The sequence below is a fragment of the Okeania sp. SIO1H4 genome (assembly GCF_010672695.1).
Classification (GTDB): Bacteria; Cyanobacteriota; Cyanobacteriia; order Cyanobacteriales; family Microcoleaceae; genus Okeania; species Okeania hirsuta.
The window spans coordinates 22,355-45,298 of record NZ_JAAHGB010000016.1; the positions used below are offsets into that span (position 1 = coordinate 22,355).

At 34.2% G+C, this 22,944-nt stretch carries 19 protein-coding genes; 5 read left to right on the forward strand and 14 right to left on the reverse strand.

Annotation, left to right across the window (positions count from 1 at the left end):
* Positions 1-109 precede the first annotated feature (109 nt).
* The 4 genes from glgA to F6K06_RS14025 all read right to left on the reverse strand — a co-directional run bounded on the left by glgA (position 110) and on the right by F6K06_RS14025 (position 3,105).
* Complete coding sequence (gene glgA / locus F6K06_RS14010) at positions 110-1,525, reverse strand: glycogen synthase GlgA (protein WP_124146586.1); 1,416 nt, start codon at positions 1,523-1,525, stop codon at positions 110-112.
* A gap of 213 nt (positions 1,526-1,738) precedes the next feature.
* Positions 1,739-2,203, reverse strand: coding sequence for a DNA phosphorothioation-associated protein 4 (locus F6K06_RS14015; RefSeq protein WP_124146587.1), 465 nt, complete (start codon positions 2,201-2,203; stop codon positions 1,739-1,741).
* Between the two features lie 260 nt (positions 2,204-2,463).
* Positions 2,464-2,712, reverse strand: coding sequence for a Rid family hydrolase (locus F6K06_RS14020; RefSeq protein WP_205127391.1), 249 nt, complete (start codon positions 2,710-2,712; stop codon positions 2,464-2,466).
* A 57-nt stretch (positions 2,713-2,769) separates the two neighbouring features.
* The gene (locus F6K06_RS14025) at positions 2,770-3,105 is read right to left on the reverse strand and encodes a nucleoside triphosphate pyrophosphohydrolase (protein WP_287244170.1); all 336 of its coding nucleotides are present in this window, start codon (positions 3,103-3,105) and stop codon (positions 2,770-2,772) included.
* Positions 3,106-3,915: 810 nt separating this feature from the next.
* On the opposite strand from F6K06_RS14025, the gene F6K06_RS14030 reads away from it, so the two are divergent.
* Complete coding sequence (locus tag F6K06_RS14030; RefSeq protein WP_353734906.1) at positions 3,916-4,695, forward strand: class I SAM-dependent methyltransferase; 780 nt, start codon at positions 3,916-3,918, stop codon at positions 4,693-4,695.
* 398 nt (positions 4,696-5,093) lie between these two features.
* On the opposite strand, the gene F6K06_RS14035 is transcribed toward F6K06_RS14030, so the two are convergent.
* The 5 genes from F6K06_RS14035 to F6K06_RS14055 form a co-directional block, all read right to left on the reverse strand.
* Positions 5,094-6,881: a hypothetical protein gene (locus F6K06_RS14035; RefSeq protein WP_192901146.1), complete on the reverse strand. Its 1,788-nt coding sequence runs from the start codon at positions 6,879-6,881 to the stop codon at positions 5,094-5,096.
* Positions 6,882-7,586: 705 nt separating this feature from the next.
* Positions 7,587-7,994, reverse strand: coding sequence for a hypothetical protein (locus F6K06_RS14040; protein WP_124145649.1), 408 nt, complete (start codon positions 7,992-7,994; stop codon positions 7,587-7,589).
* A 268-nt stretch (positions 7,995-8,262) separates the two neighbouring features.
* Entirely contained in the window at positions 8,263-9,879 is a 1,617-nt protein-coding gene (locus F6K06_RS14045; RefSeq protein ID WP_287242063.1) for a glycosyltransferase family 39 protein, read from the reverse strand.
* 432 nt (positions 9,880-10,311) lie between these two features.
* Positions 10,312-11,853, reverse strand: coding sequence for a DUF6798 domain-containing protein (locus F6K06_RS14050; protein ID WP_287242065.1), 1,542 nt, complete (start codon positions 11,851-11,853; stop codon positions 10,312-10,314).
* A gap of 197 nt (positions 11,854-12,050) precedes the next feature.
* On the reverse strand, positions 12,051-12,239 hold the full coding sequence (locus tag F6K06_RS14055; protein WP_124154578.1) for a hypothetical protein: 189 nt from the start codon (positions 12,237-12,239) through the stop codon (positions 12,051-12,053).
* 129 nt (positions 12,240-12,368) lie between these two features.
* On the opposite strand from F6K06_RS14055, the gene F6K06_RS14060 reads away from it, so the two are divergent.
* The gene (locus F6K06_RS14060) at positions 12,369-12,923 is read left to right on the forward strand and encodes a hypothetical protein (protein WP_287242067.1); all 555 of its coding nucleotides are present in this window, start codon (positions 12,369-12,371) and stop codon (positions 12,921-12,923) included.
* 109 nt (positions 12,924-13,032) lie between these two features.
* On the opposite strand, the gene F6K06_RS14065 is transcribed toward F6K06_RS14060, so the two are convergent.
* Positions 13,033-14,802, reverse strand: a complete 1,770-nt coding sequence (locus F6K06_RS14065) for a hypothetical protein (RefSeq protein WP_287242069.1) — start codon at positions 14,800-14,802, stop codon at positions 13,033-13,035.
* A gap of 551 nt (positions 14,803-15,353) precedes the next feature.
* Between F6K06_RS14065 and F6K06_RS14070 the strand changes: the two genes are divergently transcribed.
* A complete protein-coding gene (locus F6K06_RS14070) occupies positions 15,354-15,683 on the forward strand; it encodes a cupin domain-containing protein (RefSeq protein WP_124154577.1) in 330 nt (109 codons plus the stop codon).
* A gap of 442 nt (positions 15,684-16,125) precedes the next feature.
* Here the strand turns inward: F6K06_RS14070 and F6K06_RS14075 are convergent, their stop codons facing one another.
* The 4 genes from F6K06_RS14075 to F6K06_RS14090 all read right to left on the reverse strand — a co-directional run bounded on the left by F6K06_RS14075 (position 16,126) and on the right by F6K06_RS14090 (position 21,277).
* A complete protein-coding gene (locus tag F6K06_RS14075) occupies positions 16,126-17,673 on the reverse strand; it encodes a glycosyltransferase family 39 protein (RefSeq protein WP_124145641.1) in 1,548 nt (515 codons plus the stop codon).
* 599 nt (positions 17,674-18,272) lie between these two features.
* Positions 18,273-19,247 carry a lysylphosphatidylglycerol synthase transmembrane domain-containing protein gene (locus tag F6K06_RS14080; protein ID WP_124145640.1) on the reverse strand — a complete coding sequence of 325 codons (975 nt, stop codon included), beginning with the start codon at positions 19,245-19,247 and terminating at the stop codon, positions 18,273-18,275.
* 55 nt (positions 19,248-19,302) lie between these two features.
* Positions 19,303-19,482: a hypothetical protein gene (locus F6K06_RS14085; RefSeq protein ID WP_287242073.1), complete on the reverse strand. Its 180-nt coding sequence runs from the start codon at positions 19,480-19,482 to the stop codon at positions 19,303-19,305.
* Positions 19,460-21,277 (reverse strand): aspartate kinase, encoded by a 1,818-nt coding sequence (locus F6K06_RS14090; RefSeq protein WP_124145639.1) that lies wholly within the window; start codon positions 21,275-21,277, stop codon positions 19,460-19,462. Before F6K06_RS14090 ends, F6K06_RS14085 begins: the two co-directional genes overlap by 23 nt.
* A 165-nt stretch (positions 21,278-21,442) precedes the next feature.
* On the opposite strand from F6K06_RS14090, the gene F6K06_RS14095 reads away from it, so the two are divergent.
* Positions 21,443-21,652 (forward strand): hypothetical protein, encoded by a 210-nt coding sequence (locus F6K06_RS14095; protein ID WP_124145638.1) that lies wholly within the window; start codon positions 21,443-21,445, stop codon positions 21,650-21,652.
* Positions 21,653-21,711: 59 nt separating this feature from the next.
* Positions 21,712-22,839 (forward strand): zinc-binding dehydrogenase, encoded by a 1,128-nt coding sequence (locus F6K06_RS14100; RefSeq protein WP_287242076.1) that lies wholly within the window; start codon positions 21,712-21,714, stop codon positions 22,837-22,839.
* The last annotated feature ends 105 nt before the right edge of the window (positions 22,840-22,944 follow it).

A 22,944-nucleotide genomic window follows, 5' to 3' on the forward strand; every position in this document is an offset into this window, starting at 1 on the left:
AAGCTGACAACTGATAAATTTCAGTACAAGCTTTCTATAAAAAGAAAAGAAATAAAGAAATAAGGAATTGGGTGTTTTAACTCAATTCCTATTCTAAAATTAGGTTTTACTAGACTAATTCAGGCTCCTTGTCTGTTGTTGTTTCTTCCTCAGGTAAGCCAAGTATTGATTTGTACATTTTAATATACTCCTGAGCTGATTTGTCCCAACTAAAGTTTTCTCTCATACCGCGTTTCTGTAATTCTTGCCATTGCTCTTTAAAGCGGAAAGCTTCACAAGCTCTAACCATTGCAGTAAAGAAGTCTAGTGGTTCATAGCGATCGAAACAATAGCCAGTACCAGCATTGTTAACTGGGTCATGGAAAGATACTGTATCAACTAACCCTCCTGTGCGACGCACAATAGGTACGCTACCATAACGCATGGCCAACATTTGACTAATACCACAAGGCTCAAATCTACTAGGCATTAAAAAACCATCGGTACCTGCATAGATCCGCCGAGATAGGGCATCATTATATAAAAGTTGGACACTCATACGACCAGGGTAACGAGTAGCTATCTGCCACATTTGGGTTTCATAGAAGCGATCGCCTGTGCCTAACAATATAAACTGACTATCGGTATAAGCCATAAACCGATCCAATACTTGCAGCATTAAATCAAGTCCTTTTTGATCTACCAGTCGGGAGACCATTCCTGTTAAAAACGTGTTTTTATTTACTTCAAAGCCTACCTCTTCTTGGAGAGCAATTTTATTAGCAGCACGTTTTTCTAAGGTATCGATAGTATAAGTTTGAGCAATGTATCTGTCATTAGCTGGATTATAAAAGTTCAGGTCAATACCATTAAGAATACCTGTTAACTTACCGCTAATAAAAGACATTAAACCATCTAGGCGTTCGCCATAAGCTGGTGTTTGGATCTGACCTGCATAAGTAGGAGAAACAGTAGTTACCCGGTCGGCAAACTGTATTGCTGCAGCCATTGTATTATGTCCCTCCATATACCAGGGACACCAAGTAATTCTTTCTAATAACCAGCGCCAAGGTCCTTGATAAGCTAGGTTATGAATAGTAAATACGGTTTTAATATCTGGGGTTTCATGCATCCAAACTGGAATCATGCCTGTGTGCCAGTCATTGCAATGAATAATATCTGGTTTCCAGCCATTCCAGCAAAACTCAGCCGCTCCATTGGCAAATAGAGTGAACCTCCAGTCTTCGTCATCTCCGTAGTAGATACGACGTGGCCAAAAAGACGGATGGCCAAATAGGTACAACGGCACGTCGCTTTTTGGTAGTACCGTCTCATAAATGCTAAAGCTTTGATACATGGCATTTCCTTCCCAGATTGCTTCTTCTGGAATTTCCATTTTGTCGCCCAGAAAGCCATAGTAAGGCATAAAGATACGGACATCGTGACCCATGGCCCGTAGCACTTTGGGTAAGGCTCCGACTACATCGGCCATACCACCAACTTTGGCTAAAGGAGCTACTTCAGCTGCCACAAATAAAATTCGCATGATTCTTTAATTTGCGTTCCCTTTTTGATGCTCAATATCGTCATCATACCTGTATGGGCGCACCTAAATATAAGTCAAAAGTTAAAAATTAAAAGTCAAAAGTCAACAGTCAAAAAAGAGTTATATCATCTTCGGTTAAACAGTTATAAATATCTGTGAAGCCTCACATCAAATTGGTATAACTGTTAATTGTTGATTTTTGAACTTTTTTATTTATTTCAAAAATTTAGTTAAATCAAATTCTGCTTCTGGCTGAGATTTTTGATATCTCTGGGAAATTAAGACTAATAAAAGTCGTTCTGAATAATCTACTGCACCCCGCATTTCATCTCGTAATATTTCTAACCCTCCATTGGCATACTCTTCAAATATTTTAATGTAATTTTCTTCTATTTCTTCATTTGTTGGAGAGAGAATTTGTGTATCTTTTGTGTCGGCGATCGCGATTAATTTAATAATACTGTCATATCCCCTAGACCAAAACACTTCAATACTAATTGGACCTGGTTCTCTTTGAGAAATTTCTGTTAGTGGAACTCGGTGGTTTTTCTTAATGGCTAAAGATGCGGCAAATACCATTACATCAGCATAAGTTTTAAAAGGAGCTGTTTTTTCTTCTGACTCGGTTAAAGCTTTGACTAAATCTGCTTTATCTCTGGCAATTCTAATTCTATTCATTACTAAAAATTAAATATATTAATCTGTTCGAGATGTGTAAAATTTTCAAAATTATAGATTGAAGCTATGAAGTTTTTACCGAATAATTAAGGTTGAAATTCTCTCCTTTAAAGGAGAAACAAGCGGTCGTTAGCGCAGCTTCCCGTAGGGTGGGATGGCGATCTTCGGAGCGGGTCTGTAAGAACGGGTCTCCTCGCCATATCCAATCGACCAAGAGAGAAAAATTTTTCCTTAAGCGTCAATCCTCTCCTTGAAAATAATTAATAATTATTAATTATTAATTGTTGAACTATTTCTTCCCATTTATCGATATTTGTTACATAAATTCTGGTTCTGACTACGTCTTTTAAACTTGCTCCGACTGTCTGTAAAGCTGTTTCAATATTCTGGATAATTTGTACAGTTTGTTCATAAGTGTGTGTACTCATAATTTTCCCAGTTTTATCGGTAGCAGTAGTACCTGAGACATAAATAAAATTACCGATTTTTACTGCACGAGAATAACCCACAATTGCTTCTCAAGGTGTGTTAGTTAAGATGTTTTTCCTCAACATTTTTAATAGTTTCTATTTAGTATTATTTTCTTTTGTCCACAATAACATGATTTTCTGCTCAAAATCTCCTTTAGTTGCGCGTTTTTGATCTCGTTCGAGTGTAATTTGATTATGAGAAATTCCATAACTTTTGAGTAAAGCATCTACTACTTCTAATAAGTCAGCTATTTCTATGGCTAAATCAGCGTTACTTGCTGTTGCTGCTTCTTGGGCTTCTTCAATAAGTTTTTCTCGTAATGCTTGGCGATATTCTGTTTCTGAGAGAGTGATAGTTTCACAGTCTAAACCACTTTTACGGATAATTTCGGGAATGCGATCGCGTACTAATTTATTATATTCTTGAGGCATAATTGTATTACTTTATCAACTAATTGTTATTGATTGCTTAAATTGATATAAACTACTGTATCTCAAATTAAAATATATACCAAGACTTTCAATAATTAATTATTAATTATTAATTATTAACAATTACCTCTTCTTGAAAAGAAGAGGATTGACGCGGTAGGGAAATTTTTTTCTTGTTTCTCTTTGTAGAGCGACAACTCGCGGCGCATCCAAGGAGAGGCTTTAAACCTTAATCATTCGGTAAAAAGGGGGATATTTATCTTGTTTATCTATCGTGCTATAACTAAATTTATTAAATTGAAAATCATGTTTTTTTGTTTGGATATATAGCTTTTTTTTCCTATTTACTTCATAACTTATAATTAATAATTTCAGTTTTTAACCGTCTCCGTTTAAGAATAAAAAACATTGATATTTATTTTGATAACAAGATTGAATAAAAATCAGAGGTAATTATTAATTGTTAATTGTTTAACGAGTAAATTATTGCTTTAGCAGCGGTCATTAATTCACTCTATTCAATCAAACGGTTAGAAGCAGATATATAATACCATTTTCAAAAAATATTGCTACATTGGCTATTCAAGGTATTAGGTGTTAGGTGGTAGGTGGTAGGTGGTAGGTATAATAAATAAACAATGAAGATTTTTCAATTCCGTTAAGCATCTATATTTTACTGTAACAATCTTTCTTGAATTTGGCATAAGGCGACTATCAGGAAAGTAGTTATAACTAAATTTTGTTTTGGCTTTACTTACTAATTTTGTGGAATATGATAAGATTATTCTAGTTATTTAATCCTAGTTAAGTGTGAATAAATTGTTCATCAACTATTTAAAAAATGTAGGCATAATTTTATCTATAGTTTTTCTAAGTCTACTCTTAAATGCTTGTTCTGTAAAAACTAATGTAGTTGCTAGTTCCGATGGAGTTTATAAATATAAAACTATCCATAATCCGGAAGGTATTGGGAAATTTTATCTAGGTCGAGAAATAGCTAAAGTTATGGGTCATGAAGGTGCTGCTTGGTTAGAAAGACCTAGCAGAAGTTATAGAGAAAATCCTCAAAATGCTATCGATCGTCTTGATTTAAAATCTACAGATGTTGTGGCAGATATTGGTGCTGGTACTGGTTATTTTACTTTTAGAATTAGTCCTTTGATTCCTCAAGGTAAGGTAATTGCGGTAGATATACAACCGGAGATGTTGGAGTTAATTAATTTTGTTAAAAATGAGGAAAATATTACTAATATTGAGACGGTTTTAGGGGATGTAGATAATCCTAATTTGTCTCCTTCTACTGTTGATATTGCTTTGTTAGTTGATGCTTACCACGAGTTTGAATATCCGCGAGAAATGATGTTGGGAATAGTTGCTGCTTTGAAGTCTGGTGGGCGGGTTATTTTATTGGAATATCGGGGTGAAAATCCGATGATTATGATTAAAGGTTTGCACAAGATGACTGAGAAACAGGTAAAAAAAGAAATGAATTCTGTGGGTTTGGTTTGGCAAGAGACTGATGATTTTTTACCACAACAACATTTTTTAGTGTTTAAAAAGTCTGATGTTTCTCGAGCAAATTACAATTAAATAGCTGGATTTCTCATAGGAGAGCTATTTAAATTCTCTCTAATTGAAAACGAATAATAATTTATATTTATGTGAAATACTATTTTTTAGTTGAATAAAAAGTCATGAGCATGGGCGAGTTAACAGGGCAAACGCATCTCGTCAATAAACTAGGGGTAATTATCAATAAACCGGGTTTTATTGCGCTTGTTGACAATAGACTTTCAACATATAGTGTCTATAAAATCAAATAAACACTACATATAGGGAACGGCAAAATAAGATGCGTTTGCCCTGGGCGAGTACCACCCAATAACAAAAGTGTATCAGAATTTTTGGTACCGCGCAACCCTAATTCCCTCCCGCGCCGCTTTTTTTTTAGTGCTTAATGCAATGAAAAATCTAGTAATTTCTTTTATTTAAGATTTAAGCTCTAAAATACATTTTGCTTCTAATAAAACTAAGTCTTGAACATCTAGAACTTGACAACTTTTCTGAGCATTTAACAAACTGGGAACTACACCATTTTCCATCTGCATCTTAACTACAGCAGCAGCAGTATTATTTAATTGCCTCAGACGATGATTTTTCGTGACATATTCTAAAGTCAACCCTTGAGAATCTAACAACCAAAAATCAATTCCATATTTTTCAATAAAATTTTGTACCTGTTTTAAATCAGGACTATATTGTGCTTGGATTAAATCCTTAGCTCGTTGTTTTATTTCTCGATAATATCCCTGATGATAAGGTAAAGCATATTCCGAACCTACCAATATTGAACGTTGAGCAAAAGTAGGAATATTATTAGCTTCTAATGCTAAAGAAGCAACCCGAATATCTGAAGGTTGTTGGGCTAAATATTCATAAAGTTGGGGTACTTTTCCCACAACATAATTAGTCACAGGAAAGTTGTTGGTTAAAGCTGGATATAAAAGGAGGAGAATTAGCACTATATATAAGTAAGGGAACAGGGAACAGGGAACAGGGAACAGGGATTTTATAGGATGTGTAATTAATCTTCTATAGGAACTTAATATAGTTTGATTTTTTTCAACTGGTTTTGTTTGGAAGGGATGGTTGAGTAGATGAAATTTGTGCCAGACAAAATCAATTATTAAAGTGAAGGCTATCCCACCAGCTAAAGCCATGATTATTCTGAGACTATGTTGACTGTAACGACTGGGATGATGTAACCGAAATAGTAAAAAGTGAGCAGCTAAAAATATTCCGGTTGATGCTAATAATAATTCTGGTAAAAGGATGATTTTATGAGTGATTTTTTTGGCTAGGGGAAAATATCTTGAGCTTAAGAAGATGAGTAATAATCCTGCCCAAACTTGAGGAGGTAGGAAAGATTGAGATAACCATTCTGGGGGGATAATACCTGAGCGATCGCCTGTTAACCAAAAGTCAAAACTATTATTTGAAAAGAAGGAAGCTCTGCCTCCTGGCCAAAATTCTGGTAATTTTTGAGCTTCAGCTAATGTAACAATCGGACTATATTCGGAAGTATTCAAAGCATAGGGTAAAAGTACGAAAAAACCTGCGGTTAAACCAATAGCTAAAATGATAAATTTTGGGCGACTTCGGAAGTGGAGAAAATCTAAGACTAAGACAGCAAGACAGAGTAAAACTCCTTGGGGATAAAATAATCCGAGCAGAGCGATCGCTACAGCAATTCCTAACCAAGAATGTCTGAGGAAATAGTATAAAAATGCCAAAAATAAAGGATAGAAAAATGCTCTGGGGGTAGCGGAGATTAAGTCATCTTTTAGCCAGAGATTTTGATTCAAAAATAATGTGCTGAGAAATCCGGCGAGTGGCACTGGGAAGATTTCTATTTCTACTCTAAAACAATAGGTAGTTGTGATTAATCCTAATATGATTGGCAGAAATTTATTTAATAGTAAAGGTGGAATGCCTATGAGAGAAAATAATTGATAAAAATAGGTATATCCGGTGGGAGCAACAGATTGAAAATAGTCAGCAATAATATCGTTAGGAAAAAGTTCGGGATTGAGAAATCTTGCCATCCAAAAAACGTGGGAGCGAGCATCATCCTGGACTACATATTCATTACTAAAAGCGGGAATAATTCCTAAAATTCCACAAATTGCTGCTAAACCCAGACTTAAATAAAACCAAAATCTGACTGGAGTGGGTGCAGTTAAAAACTTATGCAAATTAATTTTTCCATAGTCCATAGATAGTTACAAAAAAATAGTTGTCAACTACTAAATTTCTATAAAAACAGCAAAAAAAATTATTTCCAGACAAAAAGTGACGGTACTCTAAAGATAAATTCTGACCTAATATAGCAACCGCCATAACTGTCGCCATAACTGTTAGGACGCTTGACGCAAGATAAATTCTATTCTGTGTGAGAATTTATTTGATTTTTGATTTTTAGAGATGTCTATTCATTTTGACTCCTGACTTCTAAGAAATAACCTAGTTATTTGTAGCAAATATTTATCAAATTGGTGTAAGACAGAGAAATATTTTTCTCACTGTTCCTTGTTGTAGAGTAGTACCAAAGTTTCTAAAGATTCTATGAAGACAAACACTTCGTATCTATATAAAAATACCATAAGTAAAACTTATAGTAATGAACGTATTTATGTTGTTACACGGTTTTTACTTCTATGAATAATTAATAAAAATCAATATTATTTTGCTAATAAATAAAATTGTGACTCTCAACAATTCAGATATTAAATCTAAAAAACTGGAGAGTATTGTGTATGAATAATTATGTTAATTTGACACTTAGAATCAAGCAAATATGATAATAAAACCGTCAAAGTAAATAAACTATAACCCCGCGCTTCTTGAGCATATAAGACCAAAATTGGAGAAGTTGCCGTCAGAGCGATTGCTACTTCTCCAACTAATGATTTATTAAATAATTATCGGCATAACCAATAAACACAAGGAAATACTAACAAGCTAACTACAGCAGAAAAACTTCTGATTACTTCTATAGAGTTATCAAATAATTTTACCCACCATCTCAAAAGTATAAAATATATGGGAACCTGTTCGGGATTTTCTGTTGCTAAAGAGTTAATGGTACTAATAAAAGTTTTGTTAGAGTCGATATTTAGATATTGTTGTAAATTTTCCTGCTCGACTACACCAGATTTTTTCAGAATGTCAGAAAAATTTTCTTTTGTATAGCCAGCTATTCTTACAGAAGTAATTATCTCATCGTGCCAGTAAACTTTTCGGTCAATATTGATGAATCCGAAGTAGACTCCTAAGATTAAGATGATTATAATTAAGACTCTTAACCAATGAAAGTAAGATTTTTGCATCGAATATTCTGAGGTTTAAGTAATACCATTTCTCAAAAACTTTTCAACCCGTATCTTGAGTAGGGGAGTAGGGAACTAACCCCTAACCCCTCCCAAGAGGGGAAGTAAGGGAGTAGTCAACATAATAATAATTAATGCACTCCTAGGGTGCTAATTATCAAAAAAGTGATAAGGCTAGTGTTAATTACTTAATAATTGAAGTACTACCTAAGTATAGCTTTAATGCATGGTAATTGGTATAAATATTTATCCTGAATAACTACTTGATTTATTTCCGCTGACTCTTTTTTTCTGATGCTTTTAAAATCCAGAGTTCTCCACTGTTATGAACTAATTCTAGTGGGGAGTTTTCTTGTGTTTCTAATCGTGAAATTAAACTCCATTCTGGGCGAAATACAAACACATGACTAAAACCATCAGGAATTTCTGGTATATCACCCACTTCAACAAATTTAAATTTAACTTGAGGATTAAGTAAATAACTTAGAGAAGCTAATCTCAGGGAATGATTACTAATTACAAGTGGGTTGTTTGTTTGGTTAATTATTTTTGCTACTTGAGGGTCATAATAACTACTATATTTATGCCACCAAGTTTCTGCTTGGGAACTAATTCCACAAGATATTACTCCTACAGAAATTAGAGTAACTGTTACTATTTGCCAAAGTTTATATTGAACTTGGTTACTAAAGTTGCTTAAATTAGTAGCCAAAAGATAAGCAACAGATATTTTAATTCCTAAGTAACTGGGGATGAAATAACGAGGAATAGTTGAACGTTGTCCACCAGAGATTAAATCGGGAATTATCAAAGTCATGGGAGTTAATAATATCAAGGTTAAAATGAATATACTTACTGATTTAGGTGCATTCCGACAAATAAAATAAATTGAGTATATGACTAAGACTAAAGTTATCAATAATAGATACGGCCAGATTGTATTGAGACTTAATAAAGCATCATTATCAAAAACAATATTTTTGACATCAAATAATCTTTCTGGAGAGCCAATTTGAATATCAATAAAAGTAAAACCTAAATTAATCAACCATCTTTTCAACAAGGTTAATAAAGGTGCTGCTTGAGATACCCATTTTGTGCCATCGAAATGTTCAATTATTACTATAAACCATGGTAAAAAAATTAAAAATCCAGAAACAGATGCTAAGAGATAAGATTTGAATTTTTTGGTTAATTTTAGTTTTTCGATTAAAAGTATATATGATCCATGACCCAAGGCTAATAATATGGAAAAAAGATGAGTATATAACGCAAAGATTAAACTTACTGTGTAAATTTTCCAGTTACGTTTAGTGGGGATTTTCATTGCCCGAAGTAAGGCAATACTTGATAATAAAATTGTGACTGTAAATAAACTATAAACCCGTGCTTCTTGAGCATATAATACTGAAATTGGAGAAACTGCCGTCAGAGCGATCGCTATTTCTCCAACTAATGGTTGATTGAACAATTCTCGGCATAACCAGTAAATACAAGGAAATATTAATAAGCTGGTCAAAGCTGAGAAACTTCTGGTTACTGCTACAGAATGACCAAATAATTTTACCCACCATCTGAGCAGTACAAAATAAATCGGCAAATGTTCGGGGTTTTCTGTTGCTAAAGAGTTGATAGTATTAATGACATTTTTATTAGGGTTAGTTCCTTGATACTGCTGGAAAAATTTCCCACTAATTATGCCAGCTTCATCGGTTATATCTTCTAATTCGCCTCTAGTATAACCAGCAATTCTTAAGGAGGTAATTGTTTCATCGTACCAGTAAACTTTGCGGTCAATATTTATGAATCTGAAACATATTCCTAAGATTAAGGTAATGGCAATAAATATTTTTAACCAAGTAAAATAAGGTTTTTGATAGAACATTAAATCAGTTATCAGTTATCAGTTATTAGTTATCAGTACCTCCTATAATAAGGAGGCAAGAAAATATGGAATCTTCTTTTTCTCTTTGTCTCATAGGTATGGCTCCGAGACCTCGCCATTCCACCCTACGGAAACCTGCAAAGATTAACCGCTTTTTATCCTCTTAAAAGAAGAAGCTTCAGACTCAAATTTTTCGGTGATATATGGTAGATTTTACGTTCAATTTCATTAGGAATTTAAACCTAACTGACTTCTGACTCCTAATAAAGAACCTAGTCTGCTGTAATTATTTTTTTGCTTTCTCTAGATTAATTAGAGATTTTTCAGCATTTTTTTTTAGTAATTTTTTTGAACTTTATCAAACAGGGACTATTTTGTCAATGGTAACTGTTTATATAAAGGAAGAAGGGAAGCAAAATTTTTCAATAGTAGCTATTTTTCAATAATTTTATACATCTTATATAAATTATCGATATAAGTTCTTTCTACTCCTGAACATTGAATAGAATCATCATTTTCAATAATTATATGAGTTATCTGATATTTATCAATTAAATTTTGCAAAGCCTGACATTTAGCTATGGCAGAATTATCATAAAATTGCTGTGCCATTAATAATCTATTGTGCCATTCAATAACTTCTGTATCTTTGTAGGGATGAGATTTAAGATTAATTAAAATTGGCGCACCTGTAGCAATTCTAAAGTCAACAAATTTCCCAGAAGCGTAAGGAATTAAATATATATCTCCCACCTGTTTATTTTCTTTGACATATTCCATAATAATTGGCGTATCTTTTTGATTAATACTTAGCTTTTCTAGTTGTATTCCTGCTCCTGACAAGATGAAAAGATATATTCCTACTAAACTGCCAATTTCAAGTTGTTTTTTGTATTTCATAATTTGAGGATAATATCTATCAAAAATAACCGCCACAATATAGGCAATTATCATACAACTAGAAATCGGAACTAAAAAAGCGGATACTCGCCAAGGAGTAAGAAATGCCAAAGTATTACTGACAGAAATTATTTGAATTATTGTCAGAATAGTTGCTGTGGCAAAGGGAAAAAAAAAGATCAAAAATAGTCTAGTTTTGCGGAGAAGATAGAGAGCGATCGCTACTACTAAAATCTGAATTGGAGCGGCAGGTTCAGTTAACCAAATATCAGGGAAGGAATGATGAGGAATTCTATTGACAAGTAAACTTTCAGATATTTGAAAAAGTTCGGGAGATGTGGGTTGAAAGGTAATAGTCATATAACTGACTACTGGTAATACAAAGATAAATGAAACAACACCTATTAATAATGATTTTTTGAGATTATTTTCATTTTTATAAGTGAGAATAAGATAAGCTAAAGTTAGTAAAGCTGCACTAGGGAGATATGTGGGATGAAAGGTTGCAGCTATTCCTAAAGCTAAGACTGCTAAAAAAGGTTTTTTTCTGAGAAAGGCATAGATAGAAAAGATAATTAACACCCCAAATGTACAGGGTTGAAAATAGTCACCGAGAATATATTGTTCGGCTAAACCATAGTGGAGATGTACATGAGTTTTAAAGTCAAATATTCTGATTTGTAGACAGTGGATAGTCAGGAGGAGGAGAAAATAAATGAGTAGTTTCAGTCGGGAAGTATTAATTTTGAAAATTATAGAAGCAATGCCAAGTATACTGTAAATGTAGATGCCAAAAATTAGGATGTAATAGAAGTAGAAAAAGTTTTCGTGGAGGTAAGTATAAGTAATTTGAACTAAAAAAGTAAAAGCGGGTAAAGGGTCGAGTGTATTAGCTAACCAATCTTTGTTTAAATAACCAGAACCAGCTTTAGCTAATCCTTGTAAAAATTTAGTATGTTGATTTGAGGTATATAGAGGGTCTTGAGTATAGGAAATTCCGAAAATTAAGCCTAAGATAAAAATTTGAGCTATGGGATTGAGGATTTGATTTTTCAATGTGCTAATTTTCACCATTTCATTACCTTAAAGAAGGAAGAAGTAAAAAGTGGATGGGGATACTGAAAAGTTACTACTTCATGGGATTAACCCTAACTAATTATAGACACTGTGTAGATATAAGGTATTAAATCCAGATAGAATTCATCTAGAAAAGATAATACTAGAAAATTTACAACTAATAACTGAAATAATACCAATTTGAAAAAATAATGCTACAAAAAGGTAGATATCGACCGCGCATGCTTAAAAATAGCCGTTCCAATTAATTTTAGATATTTATATCTATTTTTCCCCCCTTTTTTTTCGATATTTCCTCCTTCTTCCTTCTTCCTTCTTCCCTCTTCCTTCTTTCTTGCTTCTAGCATTTGTAACAAACATTTATCAAAATGGTATAACACCATATTGTAAATTTATTTAGAAGTTAATCTTAATCTCTGTTGCCCAAAAACATAGAACTATATAGCCGATCAAGCGATAAATTTTTGTATAATTTTCAAGAAGTCTACTAAATATTTATCTGATGATAAGCCATGTCAAAAAAAATTAATCTTCCTGAACCTATAGGTTTTATTTTTGCCTTTGTATTAGGATTATATTTGTTATTTGGTTCTGAACTGACAACCCTAAAATGTAAACGCCTCCAGTTAAACCAAAAAGTAACCTGTGAAGTTACTTATTTTGGCTTGCGTGGAAAACGTATTACTGTAATTATTCCAGGACAGCTTCAAGGTACTAAAAAAAAGCGAATGGGTCATAAACGAAAGAGTGGATATGGAATATTTCTTTTGACTGAATATGATGAAATTCCAATACAAGAAGCTTTTTCTGCTTCAAGTGAATTAGTAGCTACTCAAAAAGTAGACCGGATTAATAATTTTTTGAATAACCCAGAACAAATGTCGCTTGAAATGCTACAGCATCCTAACTGGTTTATAGTTTTTTGGGGAATTATATTTGTTATTTCGCCTATATTATTTATTGGTACTTATGTTTTAGGTTATGGAGAAAGGAAATCTAGCATCCGGAGAATTCAAAGAGAAATCTCCTACCCTTATCATGAGGATGAAAAATCAGATATAAGTTAGCTAAAAGCAAGTTTAAATTTAACAAAAGAATGGCAAAACTGTAATCTCGATAACGATAAATTAAATATAGAAAAAAGAGGTTGCTAATTTCAGTATTTTTTCTTATTGCTTATTCAAGCAAAATACATTTACTTTCCAAAACCCATAATTTTTCTGTTTCTAAAACCGAACATTTATCTATAGTGCCAACTATGGCAGGGATAGTTCCATTTTGGAGGTTAATTTCAATCTGATTTCCCATTTGATGATACCACTGTCTCAACCAACGATTCTTCAGAACATATTCTGGCATAAATACTTGACGGTCTAAGATTAAAAAATCTATTTCATAAGTATTGATAAAATTCTGAATCAATTGAATATCTGAATGATACTGAGCAAAAATAAATTCTGTAGCTCGTTGTTTAATTTGATTGTAATAACCGAGATGATAAGGAATGGCATATTCCCAGGCAAACAATACCGAACGTTGAGAAAATGTAGGAATATAATCCACCTCTTCTGAAAGAGAAGCAACGAGAATATCTTTTGGTTGTTGAGCAAAAAATTCATAAATTTCTGGAGATTTACCTCTTCGATAATTAAGGTGAGAAAGATTTTTCCACAAGCTAAAATTACCAATAAGTAAAATCCCTAAAAATCCAATAAAAATTAATCCTGAAAATCTTCTAATTTTGTCAGATGGCTGTTGAATTAGCCACTGAAATACGGCATCTAAAATTATGCACAAAACAACGGCAGTTGCTATAGCTAAAATTATCCGAAAACTATAATTTGTGTAACGACTTGGTAAATGTAACTTGAATAATAAAAGATGAGCTGCCACGAATAAAACTACACCAGCAAAAAAAATCTGAACTAACAATTTAATATTCGGTGTTATTTTTTGAATTAAAGGTAGTCTTCTGAGAAAATTTTTTGCCCCATCAAAGTTATAAATTTCTTCTTCTTCCTTCTGCCTTCTGCCTTCTGCCTCCTGCCTTCTGCCTTCTTCCTTCTTCCTTCTTCCTTCTTCCTTCTGAAAAAGTATTGGCAAAAATAATCCAAGTATTAATATGCGAGGCAGAAATAATTGTTGAGGTAAAATGCCACTACGACTGCCGAAGATGAAAAAATCCCAAAAATTTTGTAAGAAAAAAGGACCTCTACCAGCTTGGCCAAATTCTGGCAAAACTTTTGCTTGAAATGCTGTAATTACAGGTTCATAATTACTAGAATTTAAAGCATAAAAGAAAATCACCAACAAACTTAATCCTAAACCTACCCCACTAAATAGATAATCTTGTGGATTTTTGCTCAAACAACACTTCCCTTTTTCCCAGTCTAAAAGTCTGATAATTAAAATCAAAGCAGTCAGGATAACGTATTGAGGATAAAATAATCCCAACAGAGCGATCGCTACTAAAAATGGAACTAATGATTTTCGCAATAAATAGTATAAAACTGCCATAAATAAAGGACATAAAAAAGCTCTAGGTGTGCCAGAAGCTATGTCATCTTGAAGCCAGATATTTTGACTTAATAATACTGAGGCAATAAAACCAGCAAAAGGTATGGGTAATATCTGAAAACAAATTCCAAAACAGTAGGCAGCAGTTATTACACTTAAAGGTAATGGTAATAATTTATTCAGGAACATTGGGTCTATTCCTACTTGGAAAAATAGCCAATAGAAAATTTTATAACCCCATGGTGCAACAGACTGAAAATAATCAGCAATTAAATCATTAGGAAATAATTCTGGGTCGAAAAAACGACGCATCCAAAAAACGTGCTGTCTTGCATCATCTTGCACAATATATTCTCCCCTAAATGCTTGTTTAAGTGCTAGTAAACTATATATTGCTGCGAAGGTTAAGCTGAGAATTAGCCAGAACATTTTCTGATTTGTTTTTGGGGTATTTGATGGGATTAAAATTTGTTTAAGCTTTTGGATATACATGATTTTGTAGTAACGGTGTAGATTCAAAGCGTGCCTTGCTTACAGCCTGCTTCAACCTTATTTTTACTATGTTATATTGATTTATGGTAATTGCTTATCTATAGCGCTACGCACTAGGGAATAGGGAACAGGGAACAGGGAATAGCAAACTGTCACAAATGCATTGTTTATTTGCTAACTCATAATATACAAAGATACATAAGATCCAAACTTTTCAAAAGTATCTATGTAGACAAGACTCAAAATTATTTCTCTTAAAAATTAAGCGATAGATACCGATGGCCCACAAACGTAAAAACGTAAATAAGTAATAGGAAAAATAGAGCTACCTTGAAAAGCTTTGAAAAATATGCAAATACTAACTAGGACTCATCAATTTTCTCATCTTTTAGATAGAAAGTCAGATTTATTTGGATGTGTGCGTGTAGGTAATGGATTAGTAAAAAAAATGAAAGTAACCAGTCAAAAAAATGGAGGTTTTAAATTAAATGATACTTTCTAGTGATAGCATTCCCCTAGTCAGAGGATACTGTGGCGCTCTTAGAAAACTTGTATTAGAAGGACTAGCTCAACTTGAATATCTTGTTGTAGATAAAGCAGAAAAGCATTATCATAAGAAGACTACGGAATATTATTATGTACTTGAAGGAACAGGACATATATCTCTTGACGATAATATACAACCTATTAAAAAAGGTGATGTGATTACAATAAAACCTGGGGTAAAACATCAGGCAATTGAAGGTCATACTCCCTTAGAAATTCTTGTAATTCAAGTACCTCCTGTTCAAGGTGACTGTTATATTGTAAATGAATAGCTTCAACTTTGTGCTGAAAGTTCAAAAGTAAGAAAGGGTTGAAAAGGCGTTAGTAAATCTACATCATAATTAAGATATTTGGACTAACCGTAATCAACATCAGAATTATGAATACCCCTTTCATTACTTGCTCCCGAATAACTAATAAACGAAATAATCTGTAGGGACGTTGCATGCAAAATCTCTACCTATTCCTTAAGCACAAAAATCATAGCTAAATTCACCAACACCTTGAAAATTTGTGAGTTATAAAGGGAGTTACCTGAAATTTAAGATATATCCCCCTAGAAATAAATTTTCTACCCCACACTTTCTAGGGTTTTTTAGAATTTTACTTCATACAAATAATTCAAACAAAACTGTATTGTTTCTTTGTTATAGCAAGCAAGGAGTTGGTTAGGACTTATGCGGATGATGAACCTTAGATAAAGAAATGCTTTTCCTACTGTTCCCTGCTATAACTCATATCATATAGATATACATAAGACCCTGGTTTTTCAAAGGTATCCATTCTCAGACCAATTTCATCCAGATAATAATTTAAAAATTTCCTTTCTGCGGGAATATGAGTATGAGAAAATAATAACCAAACTCTTTTATTCCCCCGCAGTTTATCTAAGTCTTTTTCATATCTTGTCATTTCAGCAATTGATAATTCTTGACCGTCATATTTATCTAAGTCATCCACACCAATAATATAATCTCCCTCTTGATAACCATATTTTTCTGCATAATACTGAAACTGATATATACCTCGTTGATAAATATATAAAATGTCTCCTGGTTGCTGATGTTTTTGAATATAATTCAGCACAGGTTTAATTTCTGAATAAGTTCTCGGGTCTTCTATCAAATCAATAGCTTTTGATAAGGGTTTATATAACAATAAGATAACCAATAAAATCCCAATAATTTTTATCGGTCGAGATTTAGGTTTACTCAGAATATAACCTCCACCTGCTGCAATGAGAAAAATTACGAATGGTGTGAGAAATAAAACTAGACGACTCCGAAATGGGTATTGGTGTAAAAAGGATGCTAAAAAAGTTACGAATAATGGAGAAAGTAACAACAACAAAATTTCTTTTCTGCTCAACCAACAAGAAATACAACCTACTAAAAAAAGGATAATAGCTAATCCATCCATCCATTTAGTAAAACCCAAAGGTTTATAGAAAAATTTGCCAAAAGTATCTAACATCCAAACAATATCAAATGGGGAATTAGGAAAACCATCCCCCCAAGAAGTTGTGAGAGTTTCGTTGCCAGTTAAATTTATCAGAGATACAAAATAGAAAATGATAAAACTTAATAACCAACCTGAGTAAATTACTAATAACTGTTTGGTTTGACTAAAGTTTTTCTGCCATAAATTAATTAGTAAAGCACTACCCCCAATACTTGCCAAAATCAAGATAGAAGGATGAGAAAACCAAATAGCGATCGCTCCGAGCAAACCAAATTTAATTATTTGACCAAAGTTCAATTTTGCCTTAACCAAAGGTAGTAATAATAGATATAAAAGGAGAGCGATCGCTACATCACTAGAATATTGTTTTACTTCTGCGGAATAGTAGACTAAGTATTCCAAACTGGCAAACAAAATTAAACCGATAGGAATAGCAGATTTAGGAATCAACTTTTTTGCTAATTCATAAAATACAAACAACGAACCTACGCCACAAATAAAAGGAAATAATCGTAGAGCATACTCGTTATTCCCTAATATCTTAACTGCCAATTTTTCTACCATCAAAAAACCAATTGGGGCACCTTGGTCATAATCCAAAGGTTGGAATAATTCCAAATAAGAACGATTGACAATATTCAAAGCCAAAACCGCTTCATCCGCCCAAAGAGAACGATTAGATAAATATTGAACTAACCTTAAAGCTACCCCAAAAGCAATAATTAAATATGGCAGTATTTGATTTTCAAGGAAAAACTTAAAATCTGGTAAACCAAACTTTTTATCCCTAATAATTTCCATGTTAATTCAAAAGTCAAAAGTCAAAAGTAAGATTTTATAGAGCTACAAAACTTTAATTTTACAGTAATTTACCGAAATTATTGAACATTTAAAGTTGAAAATTATTTGTGACATAGTCAATTCAAAAGTTAAAAGTTAAAAGTTAAAAGTAAGATTTTATAGAGCTACAGAACTTTAATTTTACAGTAATTTACCGAAATTATTTACAGCATATTTCGGGCAAATGAGGTACAAGCTTGAATAGTAAAATCATTGTAGTGCGGGCATCTTGCCCGCGACAGGTGTACCTCATAACAACGGGAAGCGCTTTAACATTTAAAATTTGAAACTATTATACCAATTTGAAAAAAGAATGCTATATTTAAGTGACATTTCAATTATTAAGTAATTAACACAAGCTGAATTTTTTTTCGATAATTATTAGCCATTTATTGTTAATTATTCTTATTTTTACCTCTCCCCTACTCCCTCACTCCCCTACTCCCCCGCTCAATAAAATGTACAAAACATTTATCAAATTGGTATTAGTCAAGCTTTTATCTAGAACTAAAAAAAAGCAATGGCTGATGGCTGATTGCTGATTGCTGACAGCTAAATGCTTACTGAGATTTTCTAATATTCTGCATTTTTTCCATAGCCATTAAATATTGTCCGAAAAATGGTAAACCAGCAATTGCTGGTAATACATAACGGGATGTACAAAGTAATCCTAAAGCTGCTCCAACTTCTGTAGAAAAATAAGGTTGATAAAACAGAATAAAAGCAGCATCACGAGTACCAACTCCAGCAAAAGTTAAAGGTAATAATCCAGCCAAAATTGCTAAGGGAGATAATGCTAAACTTGCCAAAAGTGGAACCGAAACATTTAACGCTAGAGTAAAAAACCAAATTTGTAATAAATGCCCGAACCAGATAAATATTGAAGTAGTAGCAATTTTGGTTAATTGTGCTTTGTCGTGCCAAAAATATCTGTGCATTTCTATCCAAGAATGCTCTAAACTATCAATCTTTGAATCTATTTTTTTCGGAGCAATTTTTCGTGCTATTTGAAAAAATATATTGGTAAATTTGCGAGAAGATAATAATAATAATCCAATAATTAATCCTAAAGTGACTCCGGCAGTCATTACCCAAAATAATAAATCTTTTTCTGGATAAACAATCAATCCAAAAGCACACCATATTAACAAAGAAACTAAATCACAAGCCTTTTCAAATATCACTAGAGAAAGAGATAAACTTCCCTCTAAATGTCCTCTTTGTTTCATAAAATAAGCTTTGACAATATCTCCCATTTTTGAGGGTAATATCATATTTAATACACTGGCAGCTAAAATTAATTGATTTGCTTCTCTAAAATTTAGATAAGATGATGATTTACTCCCTCTTTTTGGCATTAATTGTTGTAACCGCCAAGCAGTTAACATTGTCAATGGCGCTATCATACTAACACTGATTACCATCCATACAGGGTGAGAATTTTGGAATACTTTTATCAGTCCAGTAAAATCAATTTTCCAATAGATAGCTGTCAGAATAAGTAAACTGATAATTATAGAAATTAGTCGTTTCATAAGGGATGCTCAAGTCTTTAACTTAGTCTAAATGTAAGCATTCAGCTATCAGCAGTCAGCTATCAGCTAAATGCTGACCATTTTTTCCATTATTTTCGGATAATAACTTATATCCAGTCCGCCTAATTAGTAATAATAGTAATAAAAAACTTTCTTCTTCTCTTCCTTCTTTTTTCCTCCTGACTTCTGACTCCTGACTTCTGACTCCTTCTTCAATATGCTGGAACTTTAACAACCTCACTACCAGATAAACCAAAAGCTTTATGAATAGCTTGCAACGCTTTTACACCATCCTCCTCTTCTACCACACAACTAATTTTAATTTCCGAAGTAGCAATCATCAAAATGTTGATTTGACTTGCTGCCAACGCCTCAAACATTTGTGCTGCTACCCCTGGATGGGCAATCATTCCAGAACCGACTACACTCACTTTAGAAATAGCACTCTCCAACACCACTTCTCCCCAACCAAACTCTAATGCTGCATTTGCCAAAATTTGATATGCAGTTTCTCCCTCTGGTTGGGAAACAGTAAAAGCAATATCACGAGTCAAAACCCCATCCACACTATGACAACGTTGTGACTGAATAATCATATCCACACTAATATTATTCTGCGCCAACAAACCAAATATTTTAGCTGCAATACCTGGGGTATCTGGAATGTAACGCACCGCTAGTCTTGCTTGCTTTATGTCTAAAGCAACTGCTCGCACTGGTGAGGAAACTTCTTCCGACTCAGAAGCAGCAGAGTTACTAGAAATATCTGCAACATCCACATCAAATGCTTGACACAAAGAATGAACTGCCTTTTCACAGTCTTCTGCATCAACCACACAACTGACCTTAACTTCCGAAGTAGAAATCATTAATATATTTACTCCTGCTGCTGCCAAAGTCTCAAACATTTTTGCTGCTACTTGTGGTCGTCCGATCATTCCCGCACCCACAAGACTGACTTTAGCAATAGGTCGCTCTTGTGTTTTGACTTCCGGTTCGCCCAAAGTGGGGTCAGAATTCTTACCTAAAGCAGGTAGTATAGCATCCGCTACCGCTGCCGCTTGTTTCAAGGTATCTTTCCCGACAGTGAAGGCAATATCATTAGTATTACTTTCGTGAATAGACTGAATAATCAAATCTACATCTATATTTTGTACGGCAATACCAGCAAATAATTTAGCTGCCACACCAGGGCGATCGGGAACGTGCAACAGAGAAACTCCTCCTTGGTTAATGTCATATTCCACAGCATCTACAGATTTTGTCAACTCCAAATCTTGCAAAGCACGATGTTGGGGTATTGGGGAAACTACACGAGTACCAGGAGCATCGCTCCAACTAGATAAAACTACTAATGGCATTCCATAATTTCTAGCAATTTCAACTGCCCTGGGATGCAGCACTTTTGCCCCTAAACTTGCCAACTCCAACATTTCATCACAGGTAATGTCTGACATTAACTGTGCTTCGGGTACTATGCGGGGGTCGGTTGTTAAGATTCCAGGTACGTCTGTATATATTTCGCACCTTTCTGCTTGGAGTGCTGCTGCCAATGCAACTGCAGAAGTATCCGAACCGCCTCTACCTAATGTTGTGATTTCCTGGTGGCGAGTCTGACTAATACCTTGAAAACCTGCAACGACTACAACTTCTCCCATTTGGAGATGTTCTTCTATGCGTTCGGTTTGAATATGTAAAATACGAGCGCGGGAATGTTCAGCTTCTGTGACTATTCCTACCTGCGCTCCGGTAAGAGAAATAGCTGGCACTCCCAACTCTTTCAAGGCCATGCTCATCAGAGCGATGGTAACTTGTTCCCCTGTGGATAGTAGCATATCCATTTCTCGACGACAGGGGTTGGAAGAGATTTCGTTTGCTAGTTTAACTAAACCGTCTGTGGTTTTTCCCATTGCTGAAACGACTACTACTACCGAGCGATCGCTGGCTGTTTTAGCAATACGTTGGGCCACTGCTTTAATTCTTTCCACAGACCCGACTGATGTACCACCGTATTTTTGGACTATTAGCATATTGATTTGAGAATTAGACTATTAAAATATAAACTGTATTAATTTAAATTCTTCCATTAAAAGTTGTAAACCGGATTGATTAAAGTGTATCTTTTTATATTTAATTTGGTGTGATAACTTTAATTTCAGAACATTAAGAAAAATTGGCGTTGGTGAAGCGCGTGTATGATATTAATCTTAATTACTCAGGAGTCAGGAGTCAGGAGTCAGGAGTCAGGAGGGAAGAAAGAAGAAGAAAGAGGAATAGAAGGAGAAAGTTTTTTGTTTAGCTGGCGTAAAACGCACGTTAACGTTACGCGACAGGTCAAGGTACCATTCAGGACTGAAAACGCGGAGCGCGGAACGGAGTTCTATCACACTCTGACCCGGACATGATATTATACCTCAAATCACCAACGCCGAAAAATTGTATTAGTTTGACGGAGCAAAACATTATGAACAATCTAATAAACAAAACTGCGACAATGCAAGCGCTCGTTCTGTGGGATCTTGGCAAGTTTGAAGTCCGTGAAGTTCCGAAACCTCAAGTTGGTTCTCATGAAATTCTGTTACGCTCATCAGCAGTTGGTGTATGTGGTTCGGACTTTCACATTTTTTCTGGGGAAAGCAATTTTAATAAGGATAAATATGGTCAACCTATCCCCCTACTCCAACAACCCCAAATTCTAGGTCACGAAATTGTGGGTGTGGTAGAAGAAGTAGGTGTGGAGGTTCAAGATTTGTCTGTAGGCGATCGCGTGGTTCTAGACCAGGGTTTAAATTGTTTGAGTAAAAAGGGAAAATCTCTATGCGAATATTGTCTTACTGGAGATTCCCACCAATGTGAAATTTATCAGGAATATGGCATTACTGGTTTACCAGGAGCTTTCGCTGAATATTTGACAGTTCCTGCTGTGAATGCCATTAAAATAAATTCTGATTTGGAAAGCGTCCACGCTGTCCTCACAGAACCCCTTGGTTGTATGATTCATTCATCAGATGTAGTGGCAAAAACCCGCACCCGCTATAAAATTGGTGCTGAGGAGTTAGAGCGTCGCGTGCAATCAATTCTGATTTTGGGAGCTGGTCCTGGAGGACTTTTATTTACTCAGTACCTACGCAATATCCTGGGATATGAGGGTTTAATTCTGGTCAGCGAACCAAATGCTCGAAAGCGTGAGTTAGTTAAAAGTTTTGGTGCAGATGTCATAGATCCCCAAGAGGTAAATATTGTAGAGGCAGTGAGAGAAAAGACTAATGGACGTTTAGTAGAGTATGTAATTGATGCTTGCGGAAATGGTTTAATTTTTAAATCTATTCCTAGTTTGATTCGCAAACAAGCAACGTTTCTGATGTACGGTTATGGACATGGGGGAGTAGATTTGAGCGTGTTAAACAACTTACAATTTATAGAGACAACATTGGTTTGTGCGACGGGAGGTTCTGGAAAATTCAACGATCAGGGACGCTCATTAACCTACTCTCAAGCACTCCGAGCGCTGGAAGAAAAACAGATAGATGTGTCATCATTGATTACACATCGTTACCACTCCCTGGAAACTATACCACACGTTTATCCATGACCACAAATTGTCGGATTATATTAAAGGTGTGATGGTGTTGTGATCGAGATTAGGATTTAGAAAAACGGGAGTGGGGAAGTAGGGGAGTAGGAAAGAAACTGAAAT